The sequence below is a fragment of the Legionella longbeachae genome, from assembly GCF_004283175.1.
Classification (GTDB): domain Bacteria; phylum Pseudomonadota; class Gammaproteobacteria; order Legionellales; family Legionellaceae; genus Legionella; species Legionella longbeachae.
The window spans coordinates 240,010-264,967 of record NZ_RXNW01000004.1 but is presented as its reverse complement, the minus strand read 5'-3'; the positions used below and the strand labels follow the sequence as shown (position 1 = coordinate 264,967).

Below are 24,958 nucleotides of genomic sequence, written 5' to 3'. Positions count from 1 at the left end.
CTATAATTTAAAATATGTTACCAACAAATAACTTAAATATCAAATTTGTAATTATAAATATATTTATTGATATAATTTCATTTAAAAAACACCTTTTTATATTTTTATGCTAATTAATTTGGTAGTTCTAGTGATTAGTTGTACACTAGAATTTTCAATAAAAAAATTAAATATGAAAAACTCAACGGAAGTAATAATGGAGCCCGCTCAAATACAAAGCATTGCAAAAAACTTAAAAGCTCTAATTGATAGTCGCAAAGTACCGGAGCTTGAAATTGCACGAGCCCTTAATACCTCCGTTTTGACAATTCGCAGAATAATCTCAGGGGAAACTGAAGATCCTAGAATATCCACACTTAAAGCGCTTGCAGACTATTTCAACGTTAGTATAGATTCATTATTAGATGACAACGGACACCGATCAATTAATGCAATGATCAAAAATAAACCCAGAGTTATACCGATACTAAGTTGGAAAGAAATTGAAATTAGTGATTCAATTGCAAATATTAATTTAAATAATTGGAGTGAATGGTACCCGGTAGTTAGTGAACAAAACTATATCAGTGCATCAACCTTTGCAATTGAAAGCCGTCCCTCTATGCAGCCCAGGTTTCCTCTTGGCACTTTATTTATCATTAACCCAGAAGAAACACCCATGGATAGTGATATTATTTTGATAAGGATGAAGCATGAAAGAGAACTATCCTTGCGAGAACTTGTTATTGATCCGCCTAAATGGCAATTACAACCCATCGTTACAGGCTCAGAAACTCTTTTCTTTGATGAAAAAAAACATGACATCTTAGGTGTTGTTGTATTTACTGTCCTCCATAAAAGAAAAATGGAGTCAATGAATAATACATAGTGAATATAGTAACGGAGTAACCTGCTCATTCTTCGAGCATCAAGAATTATAATAATTTTTTGATTTTTACTAAATAATATTTTGACAGATGGTTAAAGCTATGAGAGATTAGCCCCATAATTCAATCTTATGATTTTAAATCTTTTTTTCAGAGCTATATTTCAAATGGCTTTCCTGGATTTTAAACATGTTCGACAATAAGATTTCCTCTATAACTCCGACACAAGTTAATGTTCAGTTTAAATATCAATATTTATTTTTTACTTTTTTTTCAGCGACATGGTTAATTTCATGCATAGCTGCGGTCAAATTGGTCTCTGTATTTGGATTAACCCTAACGGGTGGCTTTATAGTTTTTCCATTTACAAGTTTAGCCACTACACTCATTGTTGAAATTTATGGATACAAAAATGCAAGACAGGCAGCATGGTCAGGTTTTTTATTGAATATTTTGTATGTTTTATTTGTCTATGTGGTAAGTATTATTCCAGCTTCTCCTTATTGGAATTTACAAAACGAGTTCGATGCAATTTTAATGCAAAGTCTAAGAATTACCTGCGCATCATTAATTAGTTTCATGATTTCCTTTTTTCTCAATGCCTATATCATGTCAAATATGAAGCTGAAGAATAATGGTAAAGCTCTTCCAAAACGAATATTACTCTCTAGCACCGTGGCAATTACAATAGATATTGTTTGCTTTATAACATTAGCTTTTGCAGGAACAATACCTCCTGCAGCATTCATGAAATTATTAATCGCTGCTTTCAGCAAGAAAGTAATTTGTGAAATCATGCTTCTACCTTTGATTTGGTACTTTATTGATAAAGTGAAAGCTAATGAAGGAATTGAAATATTCGATTTCAACACTAATTTTAATCCGTTTTCAATGGATAATGTATATGACTTAAATGACTATAAAAAAACAGCCGTTTAATAATTTGAATATCGAGTGCAAAGGAAAACCAAGGGATAGGATGTTATGATTTTTACATATATAGGGACATTATTAGTTAGATACATAAGAATTCTACGTGATCATTTTGTTTATAGAAAATGCTTATCGCGGATTGAGCACATAGATATGGAAAAGCAAACAATTATTGTACATACACGAGGTATTAACGCTCCCCTTCCACTAAAATTTGATGCAATCATTAAAGATGAGGCATTGCTAAATAGTTTTTCTTCCAGACATGCATCATATATTGGTTACTATTATGGAATTCACAATAATAGTCCAAAAAAAGATAACCACACCAAAGGCTATTTTTATTGCTTTACAGAAAATACCTCGAATAAATATACAATCCATGGGCTAGATCGCCATAGAAACGTGATATACATGGATCAAATTAATAAAAATCAAATGACGCGATCACCAGAGCAAATCATGGGACTGACTGACATAATTAATAATTTTCCTCCATTGCAAGCTTGCTATATTGGGATATTAGCCGGCATTAACCACGCTAAATTACAAAAAAAACCAATCCATTATCGAAAACTAATATCAGTCTGACTTCCTATATTGTCAAAGCTATAGTTTCTCTTAGCTCTTTTTGATGAATAATGCGGATAAACTGGCCTAGCTCATCACACTCCCCTAACGCTAAAATAAATTTATCTGCGATTGGTTGATAATCCTTAATAAATGGGACTGCCTTGCCTTCATATTTGCTGTCTAAAGTACTTATTAAAGTTAAGTGAGGATCATAGGGCCTTTTGCTTGAGACTTTCAATAGAGCAGCTACTTCTGCTTGCAGTTGATGTAGTTCTGACGAGGCATCTGGCAGCAAGGAAATCCAAAACATTTTATTATCGAACGTAATGAGACTAAAATTTTTAAACTCTAAATCAAGAGCATGATCACTTAAAGCATCACAAATTTTTTCCCATGTGGCTTCAATTTCCCTTTCTTCTTGATAAAACTGACAAAGCGTAACATGTGGCAACGATTTTTCACCTAAATTATATACGGGATCCATCATGGAAAATTTTTGTGAAACGTCAATGAAAGCCGCACCTTTATCAACTGGAAGTAATGCAATATTGTATTTTTTCATAAGTAATTCTCGAAAAACTATTTTTCAATGTATTTATGCATTCAATATTTTGGGAGATTGTACCTTGGTATTAGATAATCTCAAATTATTTACGCTAGAGCAGACAGTATCAGTAATTTTAAACTTACCCAAACTTATTTGAAAATCATCACGCTGGTTTAACTACGTCCAGAATATGTCTATCTTGATTGACCCTATTCAATTTCAGTTTAACGCCTATCGAGAGTTGTTATAAATGCTTTTGGATGGTTGCTTATAGAGGGCTTCAGTTAGTTTATTAGCAAAAGAAAAATCCACGTAATGGTTCACTTTTTTAAAGAAGTGATTAGCTGGTATCAAATCGAATTCAGAAATTTTTTTATTGAAATTTATAATTCCCTGCATAAAACCACTGTAACCTATTGAAAATATAGTATTAGATCATTATCGACAACTTGTGTAAAGTTTCTTCATGTTTTTCAACAGGCCGGGGGGGGGCTTTACTTTTAGACCCACTTCGTAGTCCATTGGTATACTGTTGTCCAAACATGGAGGTTACGCACACACTATGCTTATTCAAAATGAATTTATTAAACGGTTAAAATTCCTAATGATTTTAATTTTTCTATTCCACTCATTAAAATAGGTTTATCTTTCTTAGCGCATGGTGTTAATTCTCTTAGAAAATAGCAAAGATGTGTAATTATTGATTGTTTCGATAAATCATTGTTTATAGGTTGCTCTTTATTTATCAAAGAATATAATTGCTCAGGATCATTTTCTTTCATACCCTCCAGAAACCTTCGATGAGTCCACAAATATATATCTACTATCTGCAAACCTATACTATCCTTACTCGAAATAAATTCCAGTGGAATATCAGGCATATTAGTGTAATCATGTTTTGGTAAAAATTTAGTATCTCTAATTGCCCCATTTTGTTTTAGCTGTTTATACACGTCTTGTAAATCAAATTGTGAATTATTAAATTCTAATTGCTGATCAATAATGATTTTCTCGGGTTTAACATTGCTAGTTACAGTAGCATCTTGAATTCCATGTAGCACAGCCTGAAAATTAATAATATTAGGACTCCATTGTTTGATTAACCAATCATTTGTTGCATTATAGTTTATTGTTCTCGGATTTTTTATAACCCAATTTAGAGCCTTTATAATTGATTTTTGAATACAATTATTTTTAATGGCTTTTGATTTTAACGATTTACAGACATCTATTAAGATTAAATCTGATTCATCAGTATTGCGATTTAAGTGAGCTGACCATGATTTTTTCAAATCATTTTGATCAAAAAGATCAAATAGCTCAAGGACAAAAATATATCTCAAGTAAGTCCAATACGCTGTATAAGAAACCCTAGGATTTACTCCACAGTCAAAAATTTTGTCAAAAAACATTATTAAGACGAGGTCTGATTTATGTAAACGATATAATTTAAAATCAAGATTTAATTCATTTTTCATTTTTAATAAAGAAGGTACTAGATTTGATATAGTTTTTAGACTTAATTTTTTCGTGTGTATAAAGGAGATATTTGTTTCATTAATAAAATTAGACAGATAATTGTGTGCGTTAACTTCTAAAGAAACTGGACTACTCAATAACCCGTAGTATAAAATGGAGTCTCTGCAAGCCCGCAGAAACCTCATTTTGAATCAAACTTTTTAGGTTCAAACTTATAATCTGAAAGATTTGTAACACAATCATTTTTAAATCGTGCTCTTAAATTATCATCTCGATTTTTTTCATTGGAAAATAAAGATATTTGTAAAAAATTTAAACCATATACATGACTTAAGATATTATATTCATCTACATTTTTTATTTGTTCGATTATATAAATAACTTTCCTTTTTCCTTTTTTTCTTAATTTTTTTATCTGATTTATTATTACGCCCATAAGGAAACCGTTTGAAAATTTTTTTCTCAGTTCATTACAAGCTTCCATTTTTACAAAATATTCGTATGAAGTTGCTTTACAATCATTTGGAATAAAATTAATTACTTCGTGTGTAACCGAAATTTTTTCTATAGAATAATCTCTAGTTTTAAACTTTTCTTCTAAAGCATCAACGAACCATTTTCTATCAGTTCCCAGTGGAGCTACGATACCAATGAAAATTTCAAAAGCTGGGTTAGCTTCCATTTAGAAATCCAAATATCCTATTTAATTAAGTATAGATAAAGATTGTTCAATTAATCAATTTGTACTTAATATATCCAATTCATGTTATTTAAGATGCCTTGAAAAAGAATTCTCATTTAAATAAAGATTCAAATTTCTTGAAAGTCCACCAATTGAAGGTCTGCAATATAGGTAAAAGTAAAAGTTTATTGCAGGCATAACCGCGTTGTTTTAAGCTTCTTTGCCCGCTTAAAACAAGAGGGAGTTCAGTGGCGAAATTATCAAAACCGATGGGAAGCTCAACAGGACATTTTGAATTACATCACCATTTTCTATAACAGCTACAGATTACATTCATATTTGGGGTATTTAAGCCCAAATCAATTTGAAAAGCAGAACGACTCTTTAATGAAAGTTGCTGCCTTTTGTTCAAATTGGTTGGGACTCTGATACCTCAAAGGGTAAAAACGAACAATAACGATATAATTCATACATTTGTTATTTATGATTATAATATATTTAACATCTTTAACCTAATGGAGAGGACTATGTCAGATAAAAAAATACCGTTTAAAAAAGTAATTGAGTATGCCCATGATATGGTAATCATTACCAAGGCGGGTAACATTAATCCTCCTAATGGTCCAGAAATTATTTATGTTAACCCTGCCTTTACCAAAATCACAGGGTATTCTTCAGCTGAGGTTATAGGTAAGACACCACGCTTACTTCAAGGACCAAAGACTAATAGACAAACACTAGCTCAGATAAGAAAAGCTATCAAAAATGGCCAAATCTACAGGACAGAGCTATTAAATTATAAAAAAGATGGTAGTGAGTTTTGGATAGATTATATTATCACCCCTTTGTTTAAAGAAGATGGTTCGATTGGATATTATTGCGCTATTGAAAGAGACGTTACTGAATATAAAAAGCTTGAAATTAGTCTGAAATACATGTCATTTATTGATGATTTAACAGGCGCATTCAATCGGCGCTATATGATTAGTTATCTTAATGAGATTTTAAAATACAATAACAGAAAAAATAATAACGTTGGCTTTCTTTTAATTGACGTTGATGACTTTAAGAAAGTCAATGATACAAAGGGGCATTTATCTGGAGATAAAATTCTAATTAATTTAGTTAAGACCTGTAAAGAAGTTTTTAGGGATTCAGATCTAATTTGTAGGATAGGAGGTGATGAGTTTGCAATTATAATGCCTGGTGCAACAACAACGGTAATTGAGTTGAAAGCAGAGGAGCTAGTAGAATCATTAAAGCAGCTTAGTTCACCAATTAAAGTGAGTATTGGTGGTACTACTTTAGATGATTTTGATATTCAGTTTGATGATATAATGATGCGTGCTGATAGCGCCTTATATGAGGTTAAATTAAACAATAAAGGCGGTTTAAAAATTTACTAAGAAAATCTCTCTTAAAATTTGGAGGAAAGATGTAACCCCCCATATTTAGCTGTAGTAGCTCAAACTTGCTCTGACAGTTACCGTTTTTTCAGAGGTGTCTTTTAGCCTATCAATTTTTCCTTTTGTATGCGTATAAATTTCCTATTATAAAATCTTCCAGAGCATTCTACTTTAATTTACTAACAAATTTTCTCCTCAGAAAAATTGTTATACTCGGTTCATAATATTTTTGCGAGTTCCTATAGGTGGTTTCTGCCGCCCATCTGTCTTTTTTTGTCTTCGATTCCTTAAAAAAATTCAATTGGTTAGTAGTAGGGTTTTGTGTATGTTTTATTTGATTTATGGGATTTGAGTAAGTTGATGAGGCAATTGCGTTTGGGGGATTAGTTTCATTTTTTACTTTTAAAAAATTTTTTAGAGTTTTAATAAAAGAATCGATTTCTTTATTAGTAGTGGTGTTGTATTTTTCTTTCTCTTTACTAAAATTGGTAAAGTTGTGCGTAATCTCAAAATACGCAGAATGAAAGGTTATCTTATCAAAAATCAGATCTGAGTTTTTCATTTGATTGAACCTCCCTCGATTTACAGGACACCTTGTTTAATGGGTATAATCCCAGTAACGAGGAGTTAAGATGAGCAACAACAGCTACACAAAAGAATTTAAAATAAAAGCAGTAGAGCTCCTTGAGCAAGGGAGTAAGTCAGTAAGGCAAGTTGCCAAGGAACTTGGGGTTGCTGAAAACAACCTATACAACTGGCGTAAACAGTTACATAAGAAACAAGAAAATGCGTTCCCTAATCAACCCAAACATGATGAGAAAGAATTAGAGTTGAGACGTTTGAAAGCTCGTGTTGCTGAGCTTGAGGAGGAGCGTGAAATACTAAAAAAAGCAGCCGCGTTTTTCGCCAAGGAAAGCCAGCGATCTACGCGATGATTAAGGAACAGTCGGTTTTCCATACCACCAAAAGACTTTGTCTCATTTTAGGTGTTTCAAGTAGTGCCTATTACGCCTGGGCTAAGAAAATACCAAGTCAACGTAAACAAGAAAATGAAGATTTAAGTAAGATCATAAAGGAGCAGTTTGTGAAGTCACGCCATACTTATGGTGTTCCAAGAATTCAACAGGTATTACGCAACACAGGCAAGTTTCATTGTAAGGCACGGATAAGTCGTATTATGAAACAAGAAGGACTTAAACCAAAGGCGGCAAGGCGTTTTAAAGTAACTACTAACAGTAAACATAATAAACCTGTAGCCGAAAATATTTTAGGCCGACAGTTTAGACCTCACTGTTTAAATAAAGCTTGGGCATCGGATATCACGTATATCCATACAAATGAAGGGTGGCTGTATTTAGCGACTGTAATAGACCTATACAATAGAAAGATCGTTGGCTGGAGTATGGGGACGCGACTGGTTACTCAACTCATTGAGGATGCTCTAACCATGGCCATAAGGCGCTGCAAACCACCCAAAGGTGTGATTCACCATTCAGACAGGGGGGCACAGTACTGTAGTGATACATATCAGATGCTTTTGAAACAACATGGTTTTATCTGCTCGATGAGTGGCAAAGGCAATTGCTATGATAATGCGGTGATGGAGAGCTTTTATCACACATTGAAAACTGAATTGCTTTATGGGGAGAAATATAAAACCAGAGAAGAAACTCAATTACTTGTATTCGACTACATTCTACTCTGGGATATCAGACGCCAGATGAATTTCAGTTAGCAGCATAAAGTTGGTGTCCGGTATTTCGAGGCAAGATCAGATGAGTGGATTCTAACTCTGGAACTATCTCCATATTTTTCGCTGCGATTTGATACCGTTGACATTCAAATTTTATTTCTTTTATCTGGGGAATTAAACTTTTACTTGACCACGTCAGATAAATTAAGAGATATTATTATACAATATTCTAACAATCAAATTGTTGAACTTATAAAATATACTGTTTTTGATTACAATCAATTACCGTTTAGTTTTTTAGGGGCAAAAGATCTCACCCACAGAGAAAAGGAAATGATTTATCTTTATTATATTGATTTTAATTTCCAACGCATTACTTCAATTTTTGAGATTTCCAAAAGAACTGTAGAAAGACATTTTGAGAGTATAAAGAAGAAGCTTGATTGTGAAAATAATGGGCAAATAATTCCTTATCTAATAAGATTTGATACTAGTTTAAAAAAACTCTAAATAAGTAATTCTTTATTTCTAGAACCAGAAATTTAACTGAAAATTGCTAACTGGGTTGTAAACTTTTGGTTGACCGCATCAAACCTTAGAAGTTAATGCTTCGCCATGAAGCCGACACAGGGACTAATTTGTATTTTAACTTATTGAATGCTATAACTATTTATACTATAGAATAAAACTAGTGCTCGAAATGGCCTCATTCGATAACCCTAATCAGAAAATTTTTTTTAACTCAACCAAAATGAAAACGGGTATATCTGGCCTTGATGAAATTCTTGAAGGTGGTTTGATTAGGGAACGTACGTATTTATTGGTAGGATCACCGGGAACAGGAAAAACTATTTTTTCTCTGCAATGGCTCTTAGATGGCGTAAGGGCCAAAGAAAAGTGTCTTTACATCACTTTAGCAGAGCGATTTGAGGAAATTTCCAGGAATGTTCAAGTCTTTGAGTGGGATTTAGCTAATATTGTATTTCTTGACTTAACTCCTGGAAAATGTATAACCAGCGAAGACCTTCAAGAATATCAAGTATTTTCTCCTAGCGAAGTTGAGCAGTTTGCCGTTTGGGACGAAATTTTTAAAACTATAAGTGAGGTAAAACCAGATCGGCTAATTATTGATTCAACAACTCAACTCAGATATTTATCTCTTGACGAGTATCAGTTTAGAAAGCATATCCTTACTTTAGTTTCTTATTTAAATTCAACTGGCATTACATCTCTTCTTCTCTTTGAACCAACAGAATTAGAGCGAGAAACCTCCGTAGCTTTAGCAGTGAACGGAATTATCCGGCTAAATTTGGAGATATCTCAAAGCCGAGCTATAGGAATTCGCACTGTGCAAATTGAAAAAATGCGCGGTTCTTCTTTTATGTCAGGGCTTCATCCTTTCCAAATTAGCAACACAGGTATTCAAATTTATCCCCACATCATAGAAAAAATAGGGTTTTGTGCGCTGGGAAAAGCACTCATTCCGTTTGGTATCAAATCATTAGATAAGTTATTAAAAGGAGGCATTGATTCTGGAACTACAACAATAATATCAGGCCCAAGTGGCGTTGGTAAAAGTACATTAGGAACTCAGTTCCTAGTAAATGGAGCAAAAAATGGTGCCAAGGGATTATTAATTACTTTCGAAGAGCCTGTTGAATCTATCCTAATTCGTGGACGAAAAATAAATATATCTGTAGATAAATTCTTGGAGAACGGCTCCTTAAAAGTTATTCGTGTTAATCCCATGGAGGTATATCCCGATCAACTGCTAAGTTTTGTACGTCAAATGGTCGAACATGAACACTTCAGCATAGTAATGATAGATAGCTTACGAGGTTATCATATCGCCATGGAAGAATATGGCACTTTAAATGCACATTTATGTAATCTTATTAATTACTTAAATAGAAATGAAGCTACCACCTTACTAATTAATGAGGTGGAGGCAATCACTGGTAATTTAAGAATTACTGATGTAGGAGTTAGTCACTTAGCTGATAATGTTATATTAATGCGATATGCAGAGCTTAACTCCCAAGTTGTAAAACTTGTATGTTGTCTTAAAAAAAGACTTAGTGATTTTGAGTCTCAACTTAGAACAATTAATTATTCTTCTAAAGGAATTGAGGTAGGAGATGTTCTGACAGAGATGCAAGGCATACTTACTGGCACACCTTATTTTAAACTAAACAGTTAAAAAAATTATGGATAATCCAAAACACACTATCGGTTTACTCATTTCAAACCCAGTTGATAATAAACTTTTAAAAACCTTTCTAGAGGAAATGCACCATATGGTAATCCAGTTATCGGTACCAATGAATATCAAAAAGTATGAACAACATGTAAGCCTGATTATAGCTGATGCAAAAAACTCCAACCTCTATTCTCAGGATTTGATTCATTTAAAAAATGACGCATCTCCATTGATACTTCCTATTATTATTTTATGCAGTAAATACATAAATAAATTACCCTGGATGAAAAAAGGTTTTAATGAGGTATTGAGTTTACCCATATCTAAAGAGCGATTAAAAACCAAAATTAATCTTTTACTAGGGTTGAGGGAGAGTTCTGAACAGCAAAACCGAGTTATATTTGAAAATATTAATGTAGGTATTTACCGCATGACACTAGAACATAAACTTGTTCATGCCAACCCAGCCTTTGTTAAAATTTTAGGATATGAGGATTTCTCAGAAATAAAAAATAAAAAATTGACTGAGATATATACGTTTTCACAGTCAGATCGGGAGCCATTTTTTAACTTCTTAAAAAAAAATAATAATGTAATTGGCTACGAATCAATATGGTTTAATCGTTATGGCAAAAAAATATATGTTCGAGAGAATGCGCATATATTTCATGACAAAGAAACACATCGAACTTATTATCACGGAACGATTGAAGATATAACAAAGACTTTAGAGATGGAAAGTGCTCTACTAGATAATGAAAAAAAATTAGAACAATTAATAGAAAATTCCCCTTATGGAATTTTAGTAGAAGTTGATAATAAAATTGTTTCTATTAATAAAGCCATCTTGAATATTTTTCGAGCAGATGATGCGGGAAAAATTTTAGGTCAAAATTTCTTAAATTTTGTACATCCCAATTTTCACAAAATTGTAAATCAGCGCGCTAGTTTTGTACTTAAGAAACAAGAAATTGGTGAGCTTATGCAAGAGAAATTTTTAGATATCCATGGAAACGTTATTGATGTGGAGGTAATTACTTGCCCCTATACCTTTGAAGGAAAGTATGCAATACAAAGAATTATAAATGATATATCAGGAAAGACTCAAATAGAAAAAAGAAATACCTTGTTGACTAATTATGATAGCTTAACTGGATTACCTAATCGTTTAAAAATAAAAAAATTACTCAATGAGGCCGTAATAATAGCACAAAAAAGAAATTCTTATTTTTCTTTACTGTTTATAGATTTAGATGGATTTAGTAAAATTTTCTTAACATATGGTGAAATTACGGCTAACAAAATTATACAAGAAATTGCTGGGCGATTACAAAATTGTGTACCTTATGAAGATTCAATAGGTTTTTTAGAGTCCGATCAATTTATTGTAATCCTCAATAACGTCACCGAGATTTCAAAAGAACCTATTTCTTTTGCAAATTTAATTAAAGAAACTTTATCCAAACCAATCATTATAGAAGGAATCAGTATAATAATAACGGCTAGTATTGGAATTAGTGTCTATCCACTTCATGGGGAGTCTGCAGAGAGTTTATTTACTAATGCAGACCTTGCTATGAATGCAGCAAAACAAAAAGGTAAAAATAACTATCAATTTGCATCTTCTGAGCTAACGAAAAAATTCTGCTCTAGATTATCAATAGAAAATGAATTGCGCCTTGGAATATCAAATGAAAATTTTTTTGTCCAATATCAACCTAAATTATGTTTAGTTTCAGGCGCAGTTAAAGGTGTAGAAGCCTTATTACGTTGGCACCACCCAAAAATAGGGCGAATATCTCCCAAACAATTTATCCCTATAGCGGAAGAAACAGGGCTGATCATGCCTTTAACAGAAGTTGTCTTTGATTTAGTATGCAAACAGATTAAGGAGTGGCAATCAAATAAACTCACTTCTTTTCCAGTAGCTATAAATATTTCAGCTCTAATAATTCAAAAAAGTGAATTAATTGCTGCGATTGATTCGGCGCTGAGTACCTATCATTTAAGCCCTAGTGTGTTAGAGTTTGAAATAACTGAGACTACGTTAATGCATGATATTGAAAATAATTTAAAAACAATAAAAAAATTCCAAGATCATGGCATTCTAATGACCATTGATGATTTTGGAACAGGTTATTCTTCATTAAGTTATCTAAAAAAAATAGCTTTTAACACTTTAAAAATAGATAGAACTTTTATTAGAAATATCCCCCTGGACTATAATGATTCTGAAATTGTGAGGGCAATTATTTCTATGGCTCATTCATTAGATATTTCAGTTGTTGCTGAGGGAGTAGAGAATGAAGATCAACTAACTTATTTAAAACAATCTAATTGTGATCAAATCCAAGGATATTATTTTTGTAAACCTTTAAGAAACGAAAAGTTAACTAAGTTTTTAGAAAAACATTATTCAGAGATCTAGGCAACGTCCCTGAAGTTTTTTTAGTCAAGATTTAATCATGACGTAAGCACAGATTTTTCAATGTCACTTCGAACTGCCCCCTCTCCCGCGATAGGAACTTTGCTAGTATGATGATGCCTTTCGCGGGAGAGGGCTGGGGAGAGGGAAATGGACAAGTCTGCGCTAAGACAACGAGCCCGGAATTTACGGAAAAATAGCACCGATGCTGAGAGACATCTTTGGTATCATCTTCGAGCGGGTAGACTTGGATTTAAATTCAAGAGACAAGTGCCAATAGGTTCATATATCGTTGACTTTGTCTGCATTGAAAAACGATTGGTTATCGAGCTTGATGGAGGCCAATACATGGACGATAAAATATACGATACCAAGCGCACGGATTGGCTAATGTCTAATGGGTTTAAGGTCTTGCGTTTTTGGAATCATGACGTTTTTCAGCAAACGCCTTCTGTTCTTGAAGTTATCATGTCTGCGTTACTTCACTGCTAATAGTATACTTACAAACATCACTCCAGTGAGGTACATCCTAGCTGTTTTATCATACCTTGTAGCAATCCTAAAACGCTTAATCTTCTGAAAAAAACGCTCAACAATATTTCTTTCCTTGTAGATATCACGATCATGAGTCGTTGGATGCAAGCGATTCTTTTTGCTTGGGATAACAGCCGTTATCCCATCATCTGTTAGTCTTTTTCGAAAACCATCAATATCGTAAGCCTTATCTGCCAGAAAGTATTCACAATACTCATTCGCCCAAACTTCATGAGCAACTTGACTCTCATGCACCTGACCAGGTGTTATCAGTATATTGACAAGTTGGCCCAATGAGTCAACTTTAGCATGAATTTTGGTGCTAAGTCCGCCTACGCTAGAGCCAATTGCTTCTGCGCTTTTATCGTAGCTGCTTCTCATTGCATCTTGATGTACTTTTATAATCGACCCATCAAGCATGTGCCATTCGTGATCGCCATCTTTTTTTTAATTCCGCCAATATTGCGGTGATATAACCTTTTTTCGACCAGTTATTATAACGATTATAAACACTTTTCCAGTGGCCATAGTCCCGGGGCAAGTCACGCCACGCAGCACCAGTACGAAGCATCCAACAAATTGCCTCCATAAATAACCGATCATCTTTACCGTGTCGGCCTTTAGGCTTTGGTAGTAAATCTTCTAAACGAGACCACATTTCGTCATCAATAACCATCCGTGACATTCCCTCTCCCCAGCCCTCTCCCGCGAAAGGCATCATCATACTAGCAAAGTTCCTATCGCGGGAGAGGGAGCAGTTCGAAGTGACATTGAAAAATTCGTGCTCATTTCAAGATTAAATCTTGACTAAAAAAACTTCAGGGACGTTGCCTAGCTATTGGTAATTTTTCAGCACTAGAAGAAATAGTACTCAAATCAAATGAATCGCCTGGATCTGTTGTAAAACTCCCTACAGTAGCCTTTCGTATGAGAGCTAATGATGAATTAAAAAAATTATTCCCCCACAACAGCAATGCCCCGCTCGTTATGGATATTAACTCCTTGCCGTTTACTAAAAGAGAAAAAGAACAATTGCTCATGGGGGATATTGTTTATAAAGATGAAAGAAATCTTATGTTTTTGACTTACAGTCTTCATGATGTCTATGCCTACAAACGGATTGCTGAAAGCTCTTCTGTTTTGAAAATGCAGGTCGGGGCATCCATGAGTGATATTGTTAAAAGTGCGACTTATTTAATGAGGAGCTTCATTTTAAACACTTTAAATACTCTCCCGATGAGAGAATGGAATGAAGCATTAGATAAGTTCCAATTTCAATATCAAATTCCTTTAAAACTCAGCGCAATGAACAGTAAAAATATTTCTGATAATATAAGAAATCAGTTAATCCATGATGATGTAGTTTATGATATCCCATTTTATGATAAGCCAATAACAACGATTTATTTTAAAATTCCTAACAGTGACCAAATAATAAGCGTGGGCCCTTTAAACTATCCTTATTTTTCACTGCAATTTTCAAATATTCAAATATACTTCGTGATCACCATAACCTTGTGGGCTGTTTTTTCTGTGACAATTCTTACTTGGCTATTTAGCAGAAACAGCGCAAAAATACATAAATTAACCCAAGAGTACAGTCAGGGGCACTTTGATTATGATATGAACTTAACTCGCTTTTCAACCTTAAGAGGGGTCTACGAAAATGTGGTTGCTATGGGGCAGCAAATCAATTTATTGATGCAATCACAGCAAAATATGGCACGATTTGTAGCACATGAAGTACGCACCCCTTTATACACTATGCAGTTGGCGATTGACTCTTTAAAGAAACTTAAAACTACGTCTAATGAAGAACAAGAACATTTTGAAAGTATCGAAGAAGACATACAAGAACTGAATCGATTGATTGGCACTTTTTTACTTTACTCGCAAAGTGCCACCCATGAACTTAAACTCAATAAGGAAGTAATAAACTTACGTCAATGGCTTGAGAATTTATTGAAAAATTATCAAGCCTATGCAGTAAAAGTATCCTTTGAATACCAACAAAGCGATAATGAATTGATCTCGTTTGATCCAAAATTATGCTACCACGCGCTAACAAATCTTTTGAGTAATGCACTAAAATACGCTCATAAAGAAATACTAGTTCGATTGGAATATCAAAATAAATCAGTGATTATTCATGTAGATGATGATGGTCCTGGAGTGCCTAAACCAGATAGAGAAAAAATCGTTGAACCGTTTACAACATTAAATCCAAGTGATACAACAGGCAAACATATTGGGCTTGGTTTATCCATTACAAAATCCATTGTGACGTTACATGATGGAGCGCTTTTAATCAATGACTCTAAGAGATTAAAAGGAGCGAGTTTTAGTATTTCTTTGCCAAGAAAAACGTGGCATTAACAATTACTATTGAAAAAATTATTGGTCTAACAGAAGATTGGTTGGTGAGGAGGTTTACGCCCTAACATGCTGGCAGCCTAGAATCCCAGAACCCCAGTTAACCTCGCAAGCTCTCGGACATTATAACACTCATCAGAATGAAGCAATAAAAAAGCTAGCACACGTCACCGATATCCAGAAAACATCAAACATGCTTTTTAAGTTGAAGCTAGTTAAGCTTCGATCATAGCCTAAAAAGCTACTACCTATTGAATCGCTTCAACAGGCAACCAATGACCTCAATGATCTTGTGTCGAGAATTAAGGGCTTAGTCTTAAGAAAGCATAAAATGGTATTTCCCAATTACGTAATTGTGTTATTGGATATAAAATGGAGTCTTGAATTAAAGTTCTTTTCAAAAATCAATAAACCACTACTCTTTATTACTATGGCTTCATATTAAAAGGAGATGGGTTAAAAATTTCTTGTTCCCCATCTTTAGATTTATTATGTATCCGGGTTAAAAAAATCATTTGTATATAAAATGTGCATTTATTGGGTTACTCGTTTTTTTGACTTAAAACGTCGAGTACATAGTCCCAAATTTTACCTGCTACATTAATTCCTTTCCCATCAGATGGATTGAGATGTAAGTTAATATAAGGAAAGCTATTGTTTTCAATAATTCCAAATTGTTGCTTATGCCATGGAAGAGAAATATCCTGACAAATAAAATCAAGGCCCGTAAGTGGTATATTGAGTATTTTATGTACTTTTTCCAATAGGAGTGTGTTCTCAGGATGTATCAGATCGGTAACATTACTGATTTTTGCTCTACTACTCATAGTGACTTTGTTTGAAATAAAGATTTGTTGACCTTTGTTTATTACCCTATTAAAAGCTACTCCTTGGGCTGCCAAAGTTTTCATTAGGTTGCTATTTGGGGTAATTTTGTTGGGATACGCCATTTTATTTTTTTTATTAATTAACTGCTGAAGTGCAGTGACACCATCACCAATAATGCTCTCTGGTTGTCGCATCACACAAGCGATCAATGAATCATTAACAATGACTGATCGATAAACTTCACCAGGAATGTGTTTCTCTACCAGTACACGAAAATCAACTTGTTTTACTATTTTTATTGCTTCTTTTAATTCATCTGAAGTTTTGATATTACATGAAGTATGAATACTGAGCGATCCAGATAATGGCTTAACTACAAGAGGAAATCCCAATGAGATGCCATAGTTATAAGCGTTTTTTCTGGAGATAAAAACCCTGCCTGTAGGGCAAGGAATTTTGTTATTTAATAATTTTTTCTTAAAAATCCATTTATTATCATATTGAGTATCCTCATCAAAGCATGATTTTTGAGAAATAAGGGAAACTGGAGTCTGCGTGAAATAATATTTTTTTGTATTGCGCACCAACATAAAATAGGAGGTATGTGCGTGAGATTCCTTAAAATTATACAGCTCTAACCCCCTTCTTTGTGCTTCATCCCAAAATGCAAGAATGCTGTTATTCACTTGTTTTCTATCAATAATTTTAGTCTTGGTAAATAGATTGAGTTTTTGAAAAACAGTAATGCTCAGCTGATTTAATAGGTTATTGAATAACACAAAATCCTGTTTTGATATGAGAAAAAGTTTAGATAAAATGTAGATAAATGGATTTAATATAAAATAATCGAATAAATTAAAAAACTTCATTCGGGAATGTGAACATTTCTCGGGATAACAATGCTCACAATGTTTTTCATTTGTATACGTTTTTTGAACAGGTTCTGCAAATTTGCTAATGCCACGGGAAGATTTGATTTCCTTCGCATCAAAATTTTTAACGTAAGTACTCACGATTTATCTCCACACTGTTGTCCATTAGCTATCATTATATCGAGTTAAGACAAACCAATTGTATATAAATTGTACAATTATGCCGCGTGTTTGCTAACATCCTGAAATCTATGTGACACTGAAAGATCATTTCAGAATGAATTTGTTCCGATAGTTTCTCTTATTTTAAAGAGGCTTAGACAGAACAAATGAAAGAGAAATCAATATTGCTTGTAGAAGATAATGTTAAGCTGGCAAATTACCTCAAACAAAGCTTACAAGAGATAGGCTATGATGTAATCTATTGAAAAACGTGATGATAGAGCGGTCTATCGCATCATTCGTGAGCGACCTTGCCTAGTCATATTAGATATAATGCTTCCTGGCATGAATGGAGATCAAACATGCCATACCATTAGAGATGAGTATTTGAGCATAACTCATCTGTCATCAAACAATAGGCAAATAAATACTAAACCTTGATCCCGATAAGATAGGAGAATCCTCTAAAGTAATATGCCCTCCATGTAGTTCAACTATCGACTTGGTAATCGCTAAACCTAATCCAATGTGTTTACCAAAAGATTCACCTGTTGCTAACGTTACAAATGATTGGAATATAAGTTGCTTATTCTCATCCTCAATCCCAGACCCATCATCATCAACATGGAGAACCATTTGATCATTGTTTAAATTTAAAGATAGCTGTATTTCATTGTTTGCAAATTTCAATGCATTACTAATTAAGTTATTAACAGCCAATTTTAATAAATCTGGGTCAAATTTAACTATGCTTTTTTCATCATCAAATACTTCTAAATTAACCTTTAAATCATAACCCTGGTGGGTACTGACCAATTCAAAAAGCCATTTCTTTATATCTAATGATTGCTTTTTTATTTTCATTTCATTACTTGTGCTTTGTGAATAGATTAAAAAGTAACTCACTAATTTATTTAGATCTTTAATGTCCTCCCTCAAACTATTCATATGCTTCGTAGGATCCTTTTTATTTTTAAACGATTTTTCCATTGCATCTAAAGCCAATTGCATCGTATATAACGGAGTTCTAATTTCATGAGCCACAAAACGAGACATATTTTGTTGCGTTTTCATTAAGCCCTTTATTTTACTTCCCATACTCACAATATTATTGTGTACACCATAAAGAATAGAAAACCTGCTAAATTTAACTTTTTTATCAAATAATCCCTTGCCATAATCATTAGTTAATCCAAGTAGCTTTCTAACATTCCGACTAAATATCCAGGTAGACAAAAACACAATCAAGATCGTTAAAATCGTAAAACTTATCAAGTAGTAAAACTGCATTTTAGGTACATTAATTAAATATTTCGGGTAATTAATAGGGCCTAGAATGAGTATCTTATCTAGATGTTCAAACTTAAAATAAACTTTTGTAATAAACCCATCAGACTTAGGGGGCTCATACTGCAATCCCTTGATATACTGGTTTTTCCTAATAATTAAGGGTAATTGCTTGCTATCCATAGATACAATTTGTAAAGGAATGTTATATATTGACTGGAAATACTTAATAATTTTGGGCCAATTGTTTTTTTTGGAGGTTTCAAGCTTAGTTGCAATAAGATGAACCATCCATATGGTATTATCTTGAATGGTAGTATACATCGTTGCCTTATCTTGAATTTGCAACACAAATTTCGTGTTTCCTATTTTTTGCAAAGCAAATATATCTGGTAAGAAATAATTTAAGAAATAGTGCACAGGTCCGGTCAATATTACTATCTTACCTTTTTTTAAATCCTCTTTTTGTTCTTTCGAAATTTTTAACTCATCCATGTTGAGTATTTTAGCTTTAGGCCTATCAGCTGGCTGAATAGAATCAATTACCTCTCCCCATGAAGCTGGTGGGGTATTTTTAAGTAGTTGTTGAATAACCACAAAATTGCCATTTACAAAGAGACGATTTATTGTTGATCGATTTAAATTAATAAAATGAAAATAAGCAAAGTAAAAACCACCTAATATTAATAGGGATATTACTAGCGACAGCGTGATTGTTTTGGCGTAAAGATTAAACATGTTTATTCCCATGCCGCAGATACAAATACATATCCCTTTTTATGGATTGTTTTTATACGATAAGGCTTTTTACTATTATCATTTAATGCTTTTCTTAAACGTGATATTTTTAAATCGATAGCTCTATCAACCCCATCATATTCGTGCCCAGAAAGAGCATACATAATGCTATCTCTACTAAGGAGCCTATCATGATTCTTAACCAATAAAGCAAGAACTTCAAAATCACTGGTACTTATTGAAATTTCTTGATGAAAGAGATAAACACTCTTAGTACTACAATTGATAGAAAAATTGCCGAATTGAAATTGATTTTGATTATTAACTAAATTAGGTCTACGTAATAATGCTTCTATCCTTGCTTTTAAAACCTCGTCTGCAACAGGTTTTGTTAGGTAGTCATCTGCTCCTAAGTTTAAAGAAGATACTTCACTTTCAATATCATTAACTGCTGTTAACATAAGTATTTTTCCCAAATAGTCATCTCTAATGGTGTGACATATTTGATCTCCATTCATGCCAGGCAGCATTATATCTAGTATTACTATTTCAGGTTGCTCACGAATGATGCGATAGACAGCTCTGTCACCCCGTTTTTCAATAGAAACATCATAGCCCGCTTCTTGTAGGCTTTCTTTGAGGTAATTTGCTAGCTTAACGTTATCTTCTACAAGCAATATTGATTTATCTTTCATTCGTTCTGTCTAAGCCTCTTTAAATAAGAAAACTCTCTAAACAAATTCAGTCTGAATTGCTTTTTAAGTTCAGTGTTACATAGATATTAGTAGGTAAGCAAACACACGCCATGAATGTACATTTTATATACAAATAAATTTTTGTAACTCAGTATAATAACAAGTAGGTTAATCTTTATTCTGAACAATGATTATGAACTTGAAGATCATAGCTAAGGGATAAATGTGTCGGGAGAAATTATGAAATCTAAAATAAATTTTGAGAATAAACCTGATAGTATTTTAGATATCCGTACTAAACTAGATAACAATCCTTGTGGAATGTGTAGAGCTAATGGTATGCCTATATGTAAAGGGCACGGTAAATCTGGCGGTAGTTCAGGAGAAAATTCGGGTGTTGATGAAGATAAGACATCCCAAACAGATTTATCTTTGACTTCTGATAAACCTAGTCTGAAATCCGTATTTACATCTTTAAAAGAAAGCCAACTTTGGGTATCTGATTATGAAGAAATGATTTTTAATTATCAAAACCCAGATAGCCTAATATCAATCACTGCTGATACTGGAATTGGTTTGATTAACATTTCTGGTATTCCTATTGAATCTAAGTCACATGAAAAAGCACAAAATGAACTACTTAATGCAATTGAACAAGAATTGAATCGATTTAGAGAAGAACCTGAACTTACTGGAGTCTCTATAAAAGCCGAACGCACAGGAAATAGATTAGAAATAAAAATTCCAAATAAAAGTTGCTATGATGCATTTATGCAACGTTTAATGAATAAAAATTTATTGATTACTCATTCAGTTAACTTAATCCATGAGCTCCAATCCTCTAATGAATTATTAGACACGCAATCTGCTTCTAAAAGGCCAACGAGCTCTTTAGAAAAATTACAAGAAAAACATCATATTCCAGGCATTGCTACAGCAATCATTTCGAAACAAGGAACGATTACGACACAATCCGTAGGAGTCACAAATTCAACTGTGTTTGAAGCCGCATCATTAAGTAAACCTGTATTTGCTTACATTGTTTTAAAATTAGCACAAGATGGAAAAATTAATTTAGATACCCCACTCCATAAATACGGCCATTTTGGACCTCCAGAAATACGATCCCATGAAAATTATAAACAATTAACTGCACGTATGATTCTATCTCATCAAGCCGCTTTACCTAATGAATCCTCATCACCAGAATTTATTCCTGAAGTTAATGTAGGGGAAAAGTTTAATTATTCCGGTGTGGCTTATCAATTTTTAGGTGAGGTGGTGCAAAACATCACCAAAAAATCACTGGAAACTTTGGCGCAAGAAGTATTTGAGCGGATTGGTATGCCAAACAGCAGTTTCATGCCACCAACCGGTTGTAGCCTCATTAAACTTCCAGATGACGCTCCAAAACCAATGCCCGAAACCATAAAAGCATTATTAAAAGATACATTAGATAGGCATAGTCAATTGAGTATCATTTATCATCAAGATAAATTATTTGTCGCAGAAAGAGCAGCAGATGGCCAGATACAAATCACTGAAAAAGATTCCAGTCAAGTTGAAGAAAGTAGCCTCGAAGCAATGAAAAAGCGCTTTACCGACATACCAAATAGTCCTTTCTGGTTATCAAAACCCATATCCGTTGAGGCACGTGAATTGCCTCTTGTGACTGCTATTGTTGGTCATTCCCCAAAAAATGCTGCAATGATAGCAATAGGTCATAACTCAGATGGCTCAGTAGATCTTAGGCAAAAATTTTATATCGTACACCCGGCGGGTTCTTTATACACAACTGCTGAGGATTATGTGAAATTTTTACGGGAATGTACTATCGATGAATTTATACGTAAGGAAATGTTTGGGATGAAGAAGTCAGAAGAGAAAGAAATATGTGTTCCAGTTGTCCCAAGTTTAGCCGGCAAAGATACTAAAGCGAAAGATAAAGTACCTCCATATATTTTAAACCAAATAGCTTGGGGTGTCGGGATTGGCTTACAATATAATCCCGATGATAGTTTTATTGCCTTTCATTGGGGTGATAATGGAACTGGGCGAAATTTGGCTGCGATTAATCTTACCACTGAGGAAGCTGTTGTTTGTCTCACTAATAGTGCTAATGGGCCAGCAGCTTTTCGGGCAATTGCAGAACCTGTAGTTGGAGATTTAAGTGTTACAAGCCAGTGGTTGTCTCTACGAGAAGGATTGCCTATGAATAAAAATATCAGAGCAAATCCAACTCAAGAAATGAGACAGCATTTACAAGGACAAAAACAAGTATCAATAATAGATGATACCGTTCTTAATGAGCAGCAAGAGGTTGAGGGCAGATCTTCTGTTTGTGATTTTTCTTAGTTTTATTACACTGAATAATACTAAAGGCAAAAATATTAGTCTCTGGCCTTATTATCTACGCTAACTTGATTAAGGTGCAAGGATCTTTTAGATTTATTGATAACTTTTGATCGGTAATTTTACTTAATATAAAATCGGCACAGGATTTTACAAGTGCATTGATATCATCCCAATACTCGTCTTCCAAACCAATACATATGTGTTTCGCTCTGTTCATCACAGGCTGGTACATTTTTGGAAGGCGCTCAATTACCCAATCGGCTGCATCAGGTTTCGATCGAATCTCATTAGTTTCTAACGTACTCCAAATCCGTGCATAGGTTAGTAATACATTTCGAGTGTCCTGTTCAAGCTCAGCTGAAAGTCTCTCAAGATCATGAAGCATCGCTTTTATAAAGTCGTTATATGAGACAGGGGCTAATAGATGTTCCGGTCTTTCCCCCAGTAATGTATGACTCTTCAATAAGATTTGAGTGATAATCAGCGCAAGATCGGGCATTTCACGATCAGGCCATGGTTCAAAACATCCCATTTCAAATGATGGACGAAGCCATTCACCGTATTGAAAATCAAACAGAGGAGGGTAATGCCAAGGATTGATTGCGGCCCTTTCCACAAGGGTGATTTCTATAGGTGGCTTCGTACTTTTCATGTAGATGCCTGATATTTGGAGAAGATGGGTAGTCAACTTCATCTTTTCTTTTAAGGTTGTAGTACGATTTGTTACAACAAATAAATCAATGTCACTGTATTTTTGCAAACCACCTACAAGAAAAGAACCATAAAGATAAACACCCAAAAGATCTGCGCCTAAAATCTGTGTTAGTACATCAAGACATTCATTGAGCTGTTGTTTTACATCACGGTTGTTTTCCATCATTAACACTCAACCACTTTTTAAAATCTTTTAATAATGCTTCTGCTTGAGCAATACAAGTTATTACTGCACTCTCAGGAATAATATCACCAGAATAATCCGCAATATTGCGTTGTTTACGCATAGCATCCAATATAATTACTGTTTTTTTATCAATACCCAAGGTCTGGGGCAATAACTGGATCATCGTTTGATGATGTCCTGGTTTAGAGGTCAAGGTTCGATATCCATGAGATTGAAGTGCTGCATTTGCTATTTGCATAATTGCTTTATAAGCAGCATCAAATCGATTTTCTGCGCTGACTAAATCAATTTTTGAATCCACAATATTACGTTCAGCCGCATGCAAAAGCCGTTTTATTGTATCTGGGTGATGCGGTATTTTTTCCAGGCTGATGCCAATTAGGTTATTCAAGGTCATTCAGAGCTCCCATAATAAATAGTTTGGGATTATTTAAAATCTCCTGAATGAAAAGGTCTTGTTTTTGTAAAGATGCCTTCCATTGCTCCCTGGAATATATTTTGGGGTTAATTTCTCGCCCTAAACTAGCTTGAGCAGCATAAAGAGCCGCAACTACTTCTGTAAAATCAATCTCACCAATAATAAGCACATCAATATCACTTCCCAGGTTTTCGGTTCCTTTGGCCACAGAACCAAAAACAAAAGCCACTTCAATTTTTTCAGCTAATGGCGTTAAAAAATCAAACAAAACATCCACCAAACCAGACGTTTTCTTTAAAATGCTAGCAAGCTCCATATAAATAGGAAAATTTCGATTGGCTTGATAGTAAACTTGATTACCGCTCTGCTCACGTAGGAGTACTTTAGATTGAGCTAGCCTGGATAGTTCTCGATGAAGTGTACCTGCAGTAGTATTCGTTAACCGTGCAATCTCTCGGACATGATAACGCTCATCAGGATGAAGCAATAAAAGCGCTAGCACACGCTGACGATATTCAGAAAACAATATTGAAGTATCAAACATGATTTTTTATATTGAAGCCAATTAAGCTTCAATCATAGCCTAAAAAGCTACGTTATTCAATCAGATAATAAGTATAATCTAGACATTGACTAACCTCTGAACCGCATCAACACCACAATCAATGATTTCAATGATCTTGTGTCGAGACTTAAGGCCTCGCTTTATTTTGATTTGACCTTTAGAGACTTTAAACAAGGACGCAAGATATCGTACTAATTCCACATTGGCTTTATCTTCAATAGAAGGTGCTGCGATTTTTATCTTCAACTCTTCTCCAACAACACCTATTACTTGATTGCATTTGGCACCAGGTTGAATATATAAACTAAGAATTAATGCATTATTTTTTTGTTTACACCAAACAGGTATGGGTAAATGATTTTGCTGTTCCATTATTATTTTATCCTGTTTTACTATACAAAGCTCAGACCAACTGAGAAACTACTA

The 24,958-nt window shown here is 33.8% G+C and carries 25 protein-coding genes and 1 pseudogene; 13 read left to right on the top strand and 13 right to left on the bottom strand.

Going from position 1 to position 24,958, the window contains the following annotated elements:
- The first annotated feature begins 196 nt into the window (after nt 1–196).
- The 3 genes from EKG34_RS05930 (at nt 197) to EKG34_RS05920 (ending at nt 2,390) form a co-directional block, all read left to right on the top strand.
- On the top strand, nt 197–868 hold the full coding sequence (locus EKG34_RS05930) for a LexA family transcriptional regulator (RefSeq protein ID WP_165391545.1): 672 nt from the start codon (nt 197–199) through the stop codon (nt 866–868).
- A gap of 187 nt (nt 869–1,055) precedes the next feature.
- Nucleotides 1,056–1,805, top strand: coding sequence for a queuosine precursor transporter (locus EKG34_RS05925; protein ID WP_080619924.1), 750 nt, complete (start codon nt 1,056–1,058; stop codon nt 1,803–1,805).
- Nucleotides 1,806–1,952: 147 nt separating this feature from the next.
- Nucleotides 1,953–2,390 carry a hypothetical protein gene (locus tag EKG34_RS05920; protein WP_080619923.1) on the top strand — a complete coding sequence of 146 codons (438 nt, stop codon included), beginning with the start codon at nt 1,953–1,955 and terminating at the stop codon, nt 2,388–2,390.
- A 4-nt stretch (nt 2,391–2,394) separates the two neighbouring features.
- Here the strand turns inward: EKG34_RS05920 and EKG34_RS05915 are convergent, their stop codons facing one another.
- From EKG34_RS05915 to EKG34_RS05905, 3 genes are all read right to left on the bottom strand, one after another.
- Nucleotides 2,395–2,934: a 2'-5' RNA ligase family protein gene (locus tag EKG34_RS05915; RefSeq protein ID WP_080619922.1), complete on the bottom strand. Its 540-nt coding sequence runs from the start codon at nt 2,932–2,934 to the stop codon at nt 2,395–2,397.
- Nucleotides 2,935–3,503: 569 nt separating this feature from the next.
- The gene (locus EKG34_RS05910; protein WP_165391544.1) at nt 3,504–4,397 is read right to left on the bottom strand and encodes a DUF3800 domain-containing protein; all 894 of its coding nucleotides are present in this window, start codon (nt 4,395–4,397) and stop codon (nt 3,504–3,506) included.
- Nucleotides 4,398–4,579: 182 nt separating this feature from the next.
- On the bottom strand, nt 4,580–5,080 hold the full coding sequence (locus EKG34_RS05905) for a hypothetical protein (protein WP_080619920.1): 501 nt from the start codon (nt 5,078–5,080) through the stop codon (nt 4,580–4,582).
- Nucleotides 5,081–5,269: 189 nt separating this feature from the next.
- Between EKG34_RS05905 and EKG34_RS05900 the strand changes: the two are divergent.
- Nucleotides 5,270–5,509 (top strand): annotated as a pseudogene (locus EKG34_RS05900) (IS3 family transposase); the annotation flags it as partial.
- Nucleotides 5,510–5,607: 98 nt separating this feature from the next.
- Nucleotides 5,608–6,486, top strand: coding sequence for a sensor domain-containing diguanylate cyclase (locus EKG34_RS05895; protein ID WP_165391543.1), 879 nt, complete (start codon nt 5,608–5,610; stop codon nt 6,484–6,486).
- A gap of 166 nt (nt 6,487–6,652) precedes the next feature.
- On the opposite strand, the gene EKG34_RS05890 is transcribed toward EKG34_RS05895, so the two are convergent.
- On the bottom strand, nt 6,653–7,048 hold the full coding sequence (locus EKG34_RS05890) for a hypothetical protein (protein WP_080619918.1): 396 nt from the start codon (nt 7,046–7,048) through the stop codon (nt 6,653–6,655).
- 70 nt (nt 7,049–7,118) lie between these two features.
- Between EKG34_RS05890 and EKG34_RS05885 the strand changes: the two genes are divergently transcribed.
- From EKG34_RS05885 to EKG34_RS05860, 6 genes are all read left to right on the top strand, one after another.
- A complete protein-coding gene (locus EKG34_RS05885; RefSeq protein ID WP_080619917.1) occupies nt 7,119–7,421 on the top strand; it encodes a transposase in 303 nt (100 codons plus the stop codon).
- Nucleotides 7,418–8,221 (top strand): IS3 family transposase, encoded by an 804-nt coding sequence (locus tag EKG34_RS05880; protein WP_080619916.1) that lies wholly within the window; start codon nt 7,418–7,420, stop codon nt 8,219–8,221. The genes EKG34_RS05885 and EKG34_RS05880 overlap by 4 nt, the downstream gene beginning before the upstream one ends.
- 144 nt (nt 8,222–8,365) lie before the next feature.
- Nucleotides 8,366–8,689, top strand: coding sequence for a helix-turn-helix transcriptional regulator (locus EKG34_RS05875; protein ID WP_223800070.1), 324 nt, complete (start codon nt 8,366–8,368; stop codon nt 8,687–8,689).
- A 241-nt stretch (nt 8,690–8,930) separates the two neighbouring features.
- Entirely contained in the window at nt 8,931–10,379 is a 1,449-nt protein-coding gene (locus EKG34_RS05870; RefSeq protein ID WP_165391542.1) for an ATPase domain-containing protein, read from the top strand.
- A gap of 7 nt (nt 10,380–10,386) precedes the next feature.
- A complete protein-coding gene (locus EKG34_RS05865; protein ID WP_080619913.1) occupies nt 10,387–12,807 on the top strand; it encodes a sensor domain-containing protein in 2,421 nt (806 codons plus the stop codon).
- Nucleotides 12,808–12,954: 147 nt separating this feature from the next.
- Nucleotides 12,955–13,296, top strand: a complete 342-nt coding sequence (locus EKG34_RS05860; RefSeq protein ID WP_080619912.1) for an endonuclease domain-containing protein — start codon at nt 12,955–12,957, stop codon at nt 13,294–13,296.
- On the opposite strand, the gene EKG34_RS05855 is transcribed toward EKG34_RS05860, so the two are convergent.
- Nucleotides 13,282–13,758, bottom strand: a complete 477-nt coding sequence (locus EKG34_RS05855) for an IS5 family transposase (protein ID WP_080619911.1) — start codon at nt 13,756–13,758, stop codon at nt 13,282–13,284. The genes EKG34_RS05860 and EKG34_RS05855 overlap by 15 nt on opposite strands.
- Nucleotides 13,751–14,023, bottom strand: coding sequence for a transposase (locus EKG34_RS05850; RefSeq protein ID WP_165391541.1), 273 nt, complete (start codon nt 14,021–14,023; stop codon nt 13,751–13,753). Before EKG34_RS05850 ends, EKG34_RS05855 begins: the two co-directional genes overlap by 8 nt.
- A 242-nt stretch (nt 14,024–14,265) precedes the next feature.
- Between EKG34_RS05850 and EKG34_RS05845 the strand changes: the two genes are divergently transcribed.
- Entirely contained in the window at nt 14,266–15,714 is a 1,449-nt protein-coding gene (locus EKG34_RS05845) for an ATP-binding protein (protein WP_080619909.1), read from the top strand.
- A gap of 539 nt (nt 15,715–16,253) precedes the next feature.
- On the opposite strand, the gene EKG34_RS05835 is transcribed toward EKG34_RS05845, so the two are convergent.
- The 3 genes from EKG34_RS05835 to EKG34_RS05820 form a co-directional block, all read right to left on the bottom strand.
- Nucleotides 16,254–17,552 carry a hypothetical protein gene (locus EKG34_RS05835; protein WP_080619908.1) on the bottom strand — a complete coding sequence of 433 codons (1,299 nt, stop codon included), beginning with the start codon at nt 17,550–17,552 and terminating at the stop codon, nt 16,254–16,256.
- Between the two features lie 429 nt (nt 17,553–17,981).
- Nucleotides 17,982–19,355 carry a sensor histidine kinase gene (locus tag EKG34_RS05825; protein ID WP_165391540.1) on the bottom strand — a complete coding sequence of 458 codons (1,374 nt, stop codon included), beginning with the start codon at nt 19,353–19,355 and terminating at the stop codon, nt 17,982–17,984.
- 245 nt (nt 19,356–19,600) lie between these two features.
- Nucleotides 19,601–20,293, bottom strand: coding sequence for a response regulator (locus EKG34_RS05820; RefSeq protein WP_080619905.1), 693 nt, complete (start codon nt 20,291–20,293; stop codon nt 19,601–19,603).
- 240 nt (nt 20,294–20,533) lie between these two features.
- Between EKG34_RS05820 and EKG34_RS05815 the strand changes: the two genes are divergently transcribed.
- Complete coding sequence (locus EKG34_RS05815; RefSeq protein WP_080619904.1) at nt 20,534–22,648, top strand: serine hydrolase domain-containing protein; 2,115 nt, start codon at nt 20,534–20,536, stop codon at nt 22,646–22,648.
- 55 nt (nt 22,649–22,703) lie between these two features.
- Here EKG34_RS05815 and EKG34_RS05810 read toward each other — a convergent pair whose 3' ends face one another.
- From EKG34_RS05810 to EKG34_RS05795, 4 genes are all read right to left on the bottom strand, one after another.
- On the bottom strand, nt 22,704–23,528 hold the full coding sequence (locus tag EKG34_RS05810; protein WP_223800071.1) for an aminoglycoside adenylyltransferase domain-containing protein: 825 nt from the start codon (nt 23,526–23,528) through the stop codon (nt 22,704–22,706).
- A complete protein-coding gene (locus EKG34_RS05805) occupies nt 23,509–23,946 on the bottom strand; it encodes a DNA-binding protein (RefSeq protein WP_080619903.1) in 438 nt (145 codons plus the stop codon). Before EKG34_RS05805 ends, EKG34_RS05810 begins: the two co-directional genes overlap by 20 nt.
- Nucleotides 23,933–24,511, bottom strand: a complete 579-nt coding sequence (locus EKG34_RS05800; protein ID WP_080619902.1) for a nucleotidyltransferase domain-containing protein — start codon at nt 24,509–24,511, stop codon at nt 23,933–23,935. Before EKG34_RS05800 ends, EKG34_RS05805 begins: the two co-directional genes overlap by 14 nt.
- A 78-nt stretch (nt 24,512–24,589) precedes the next feature.
- Nucleotides 24,590–24,904 carry a DUF167 domain-containing protein gene (locus tag EKG34_RS05795; RefSeq protein WP_080619901.1) on the bottom strand — a complete coding sequence of 105 codons (315 nt, stop codon included), beginning with the start codon at nt 24,902–24,904 and terminating at the stop codon, nt 24,590–24,592.
- Nucleotides 24,905–24,958: the final 54 nt, after the last annotated feature.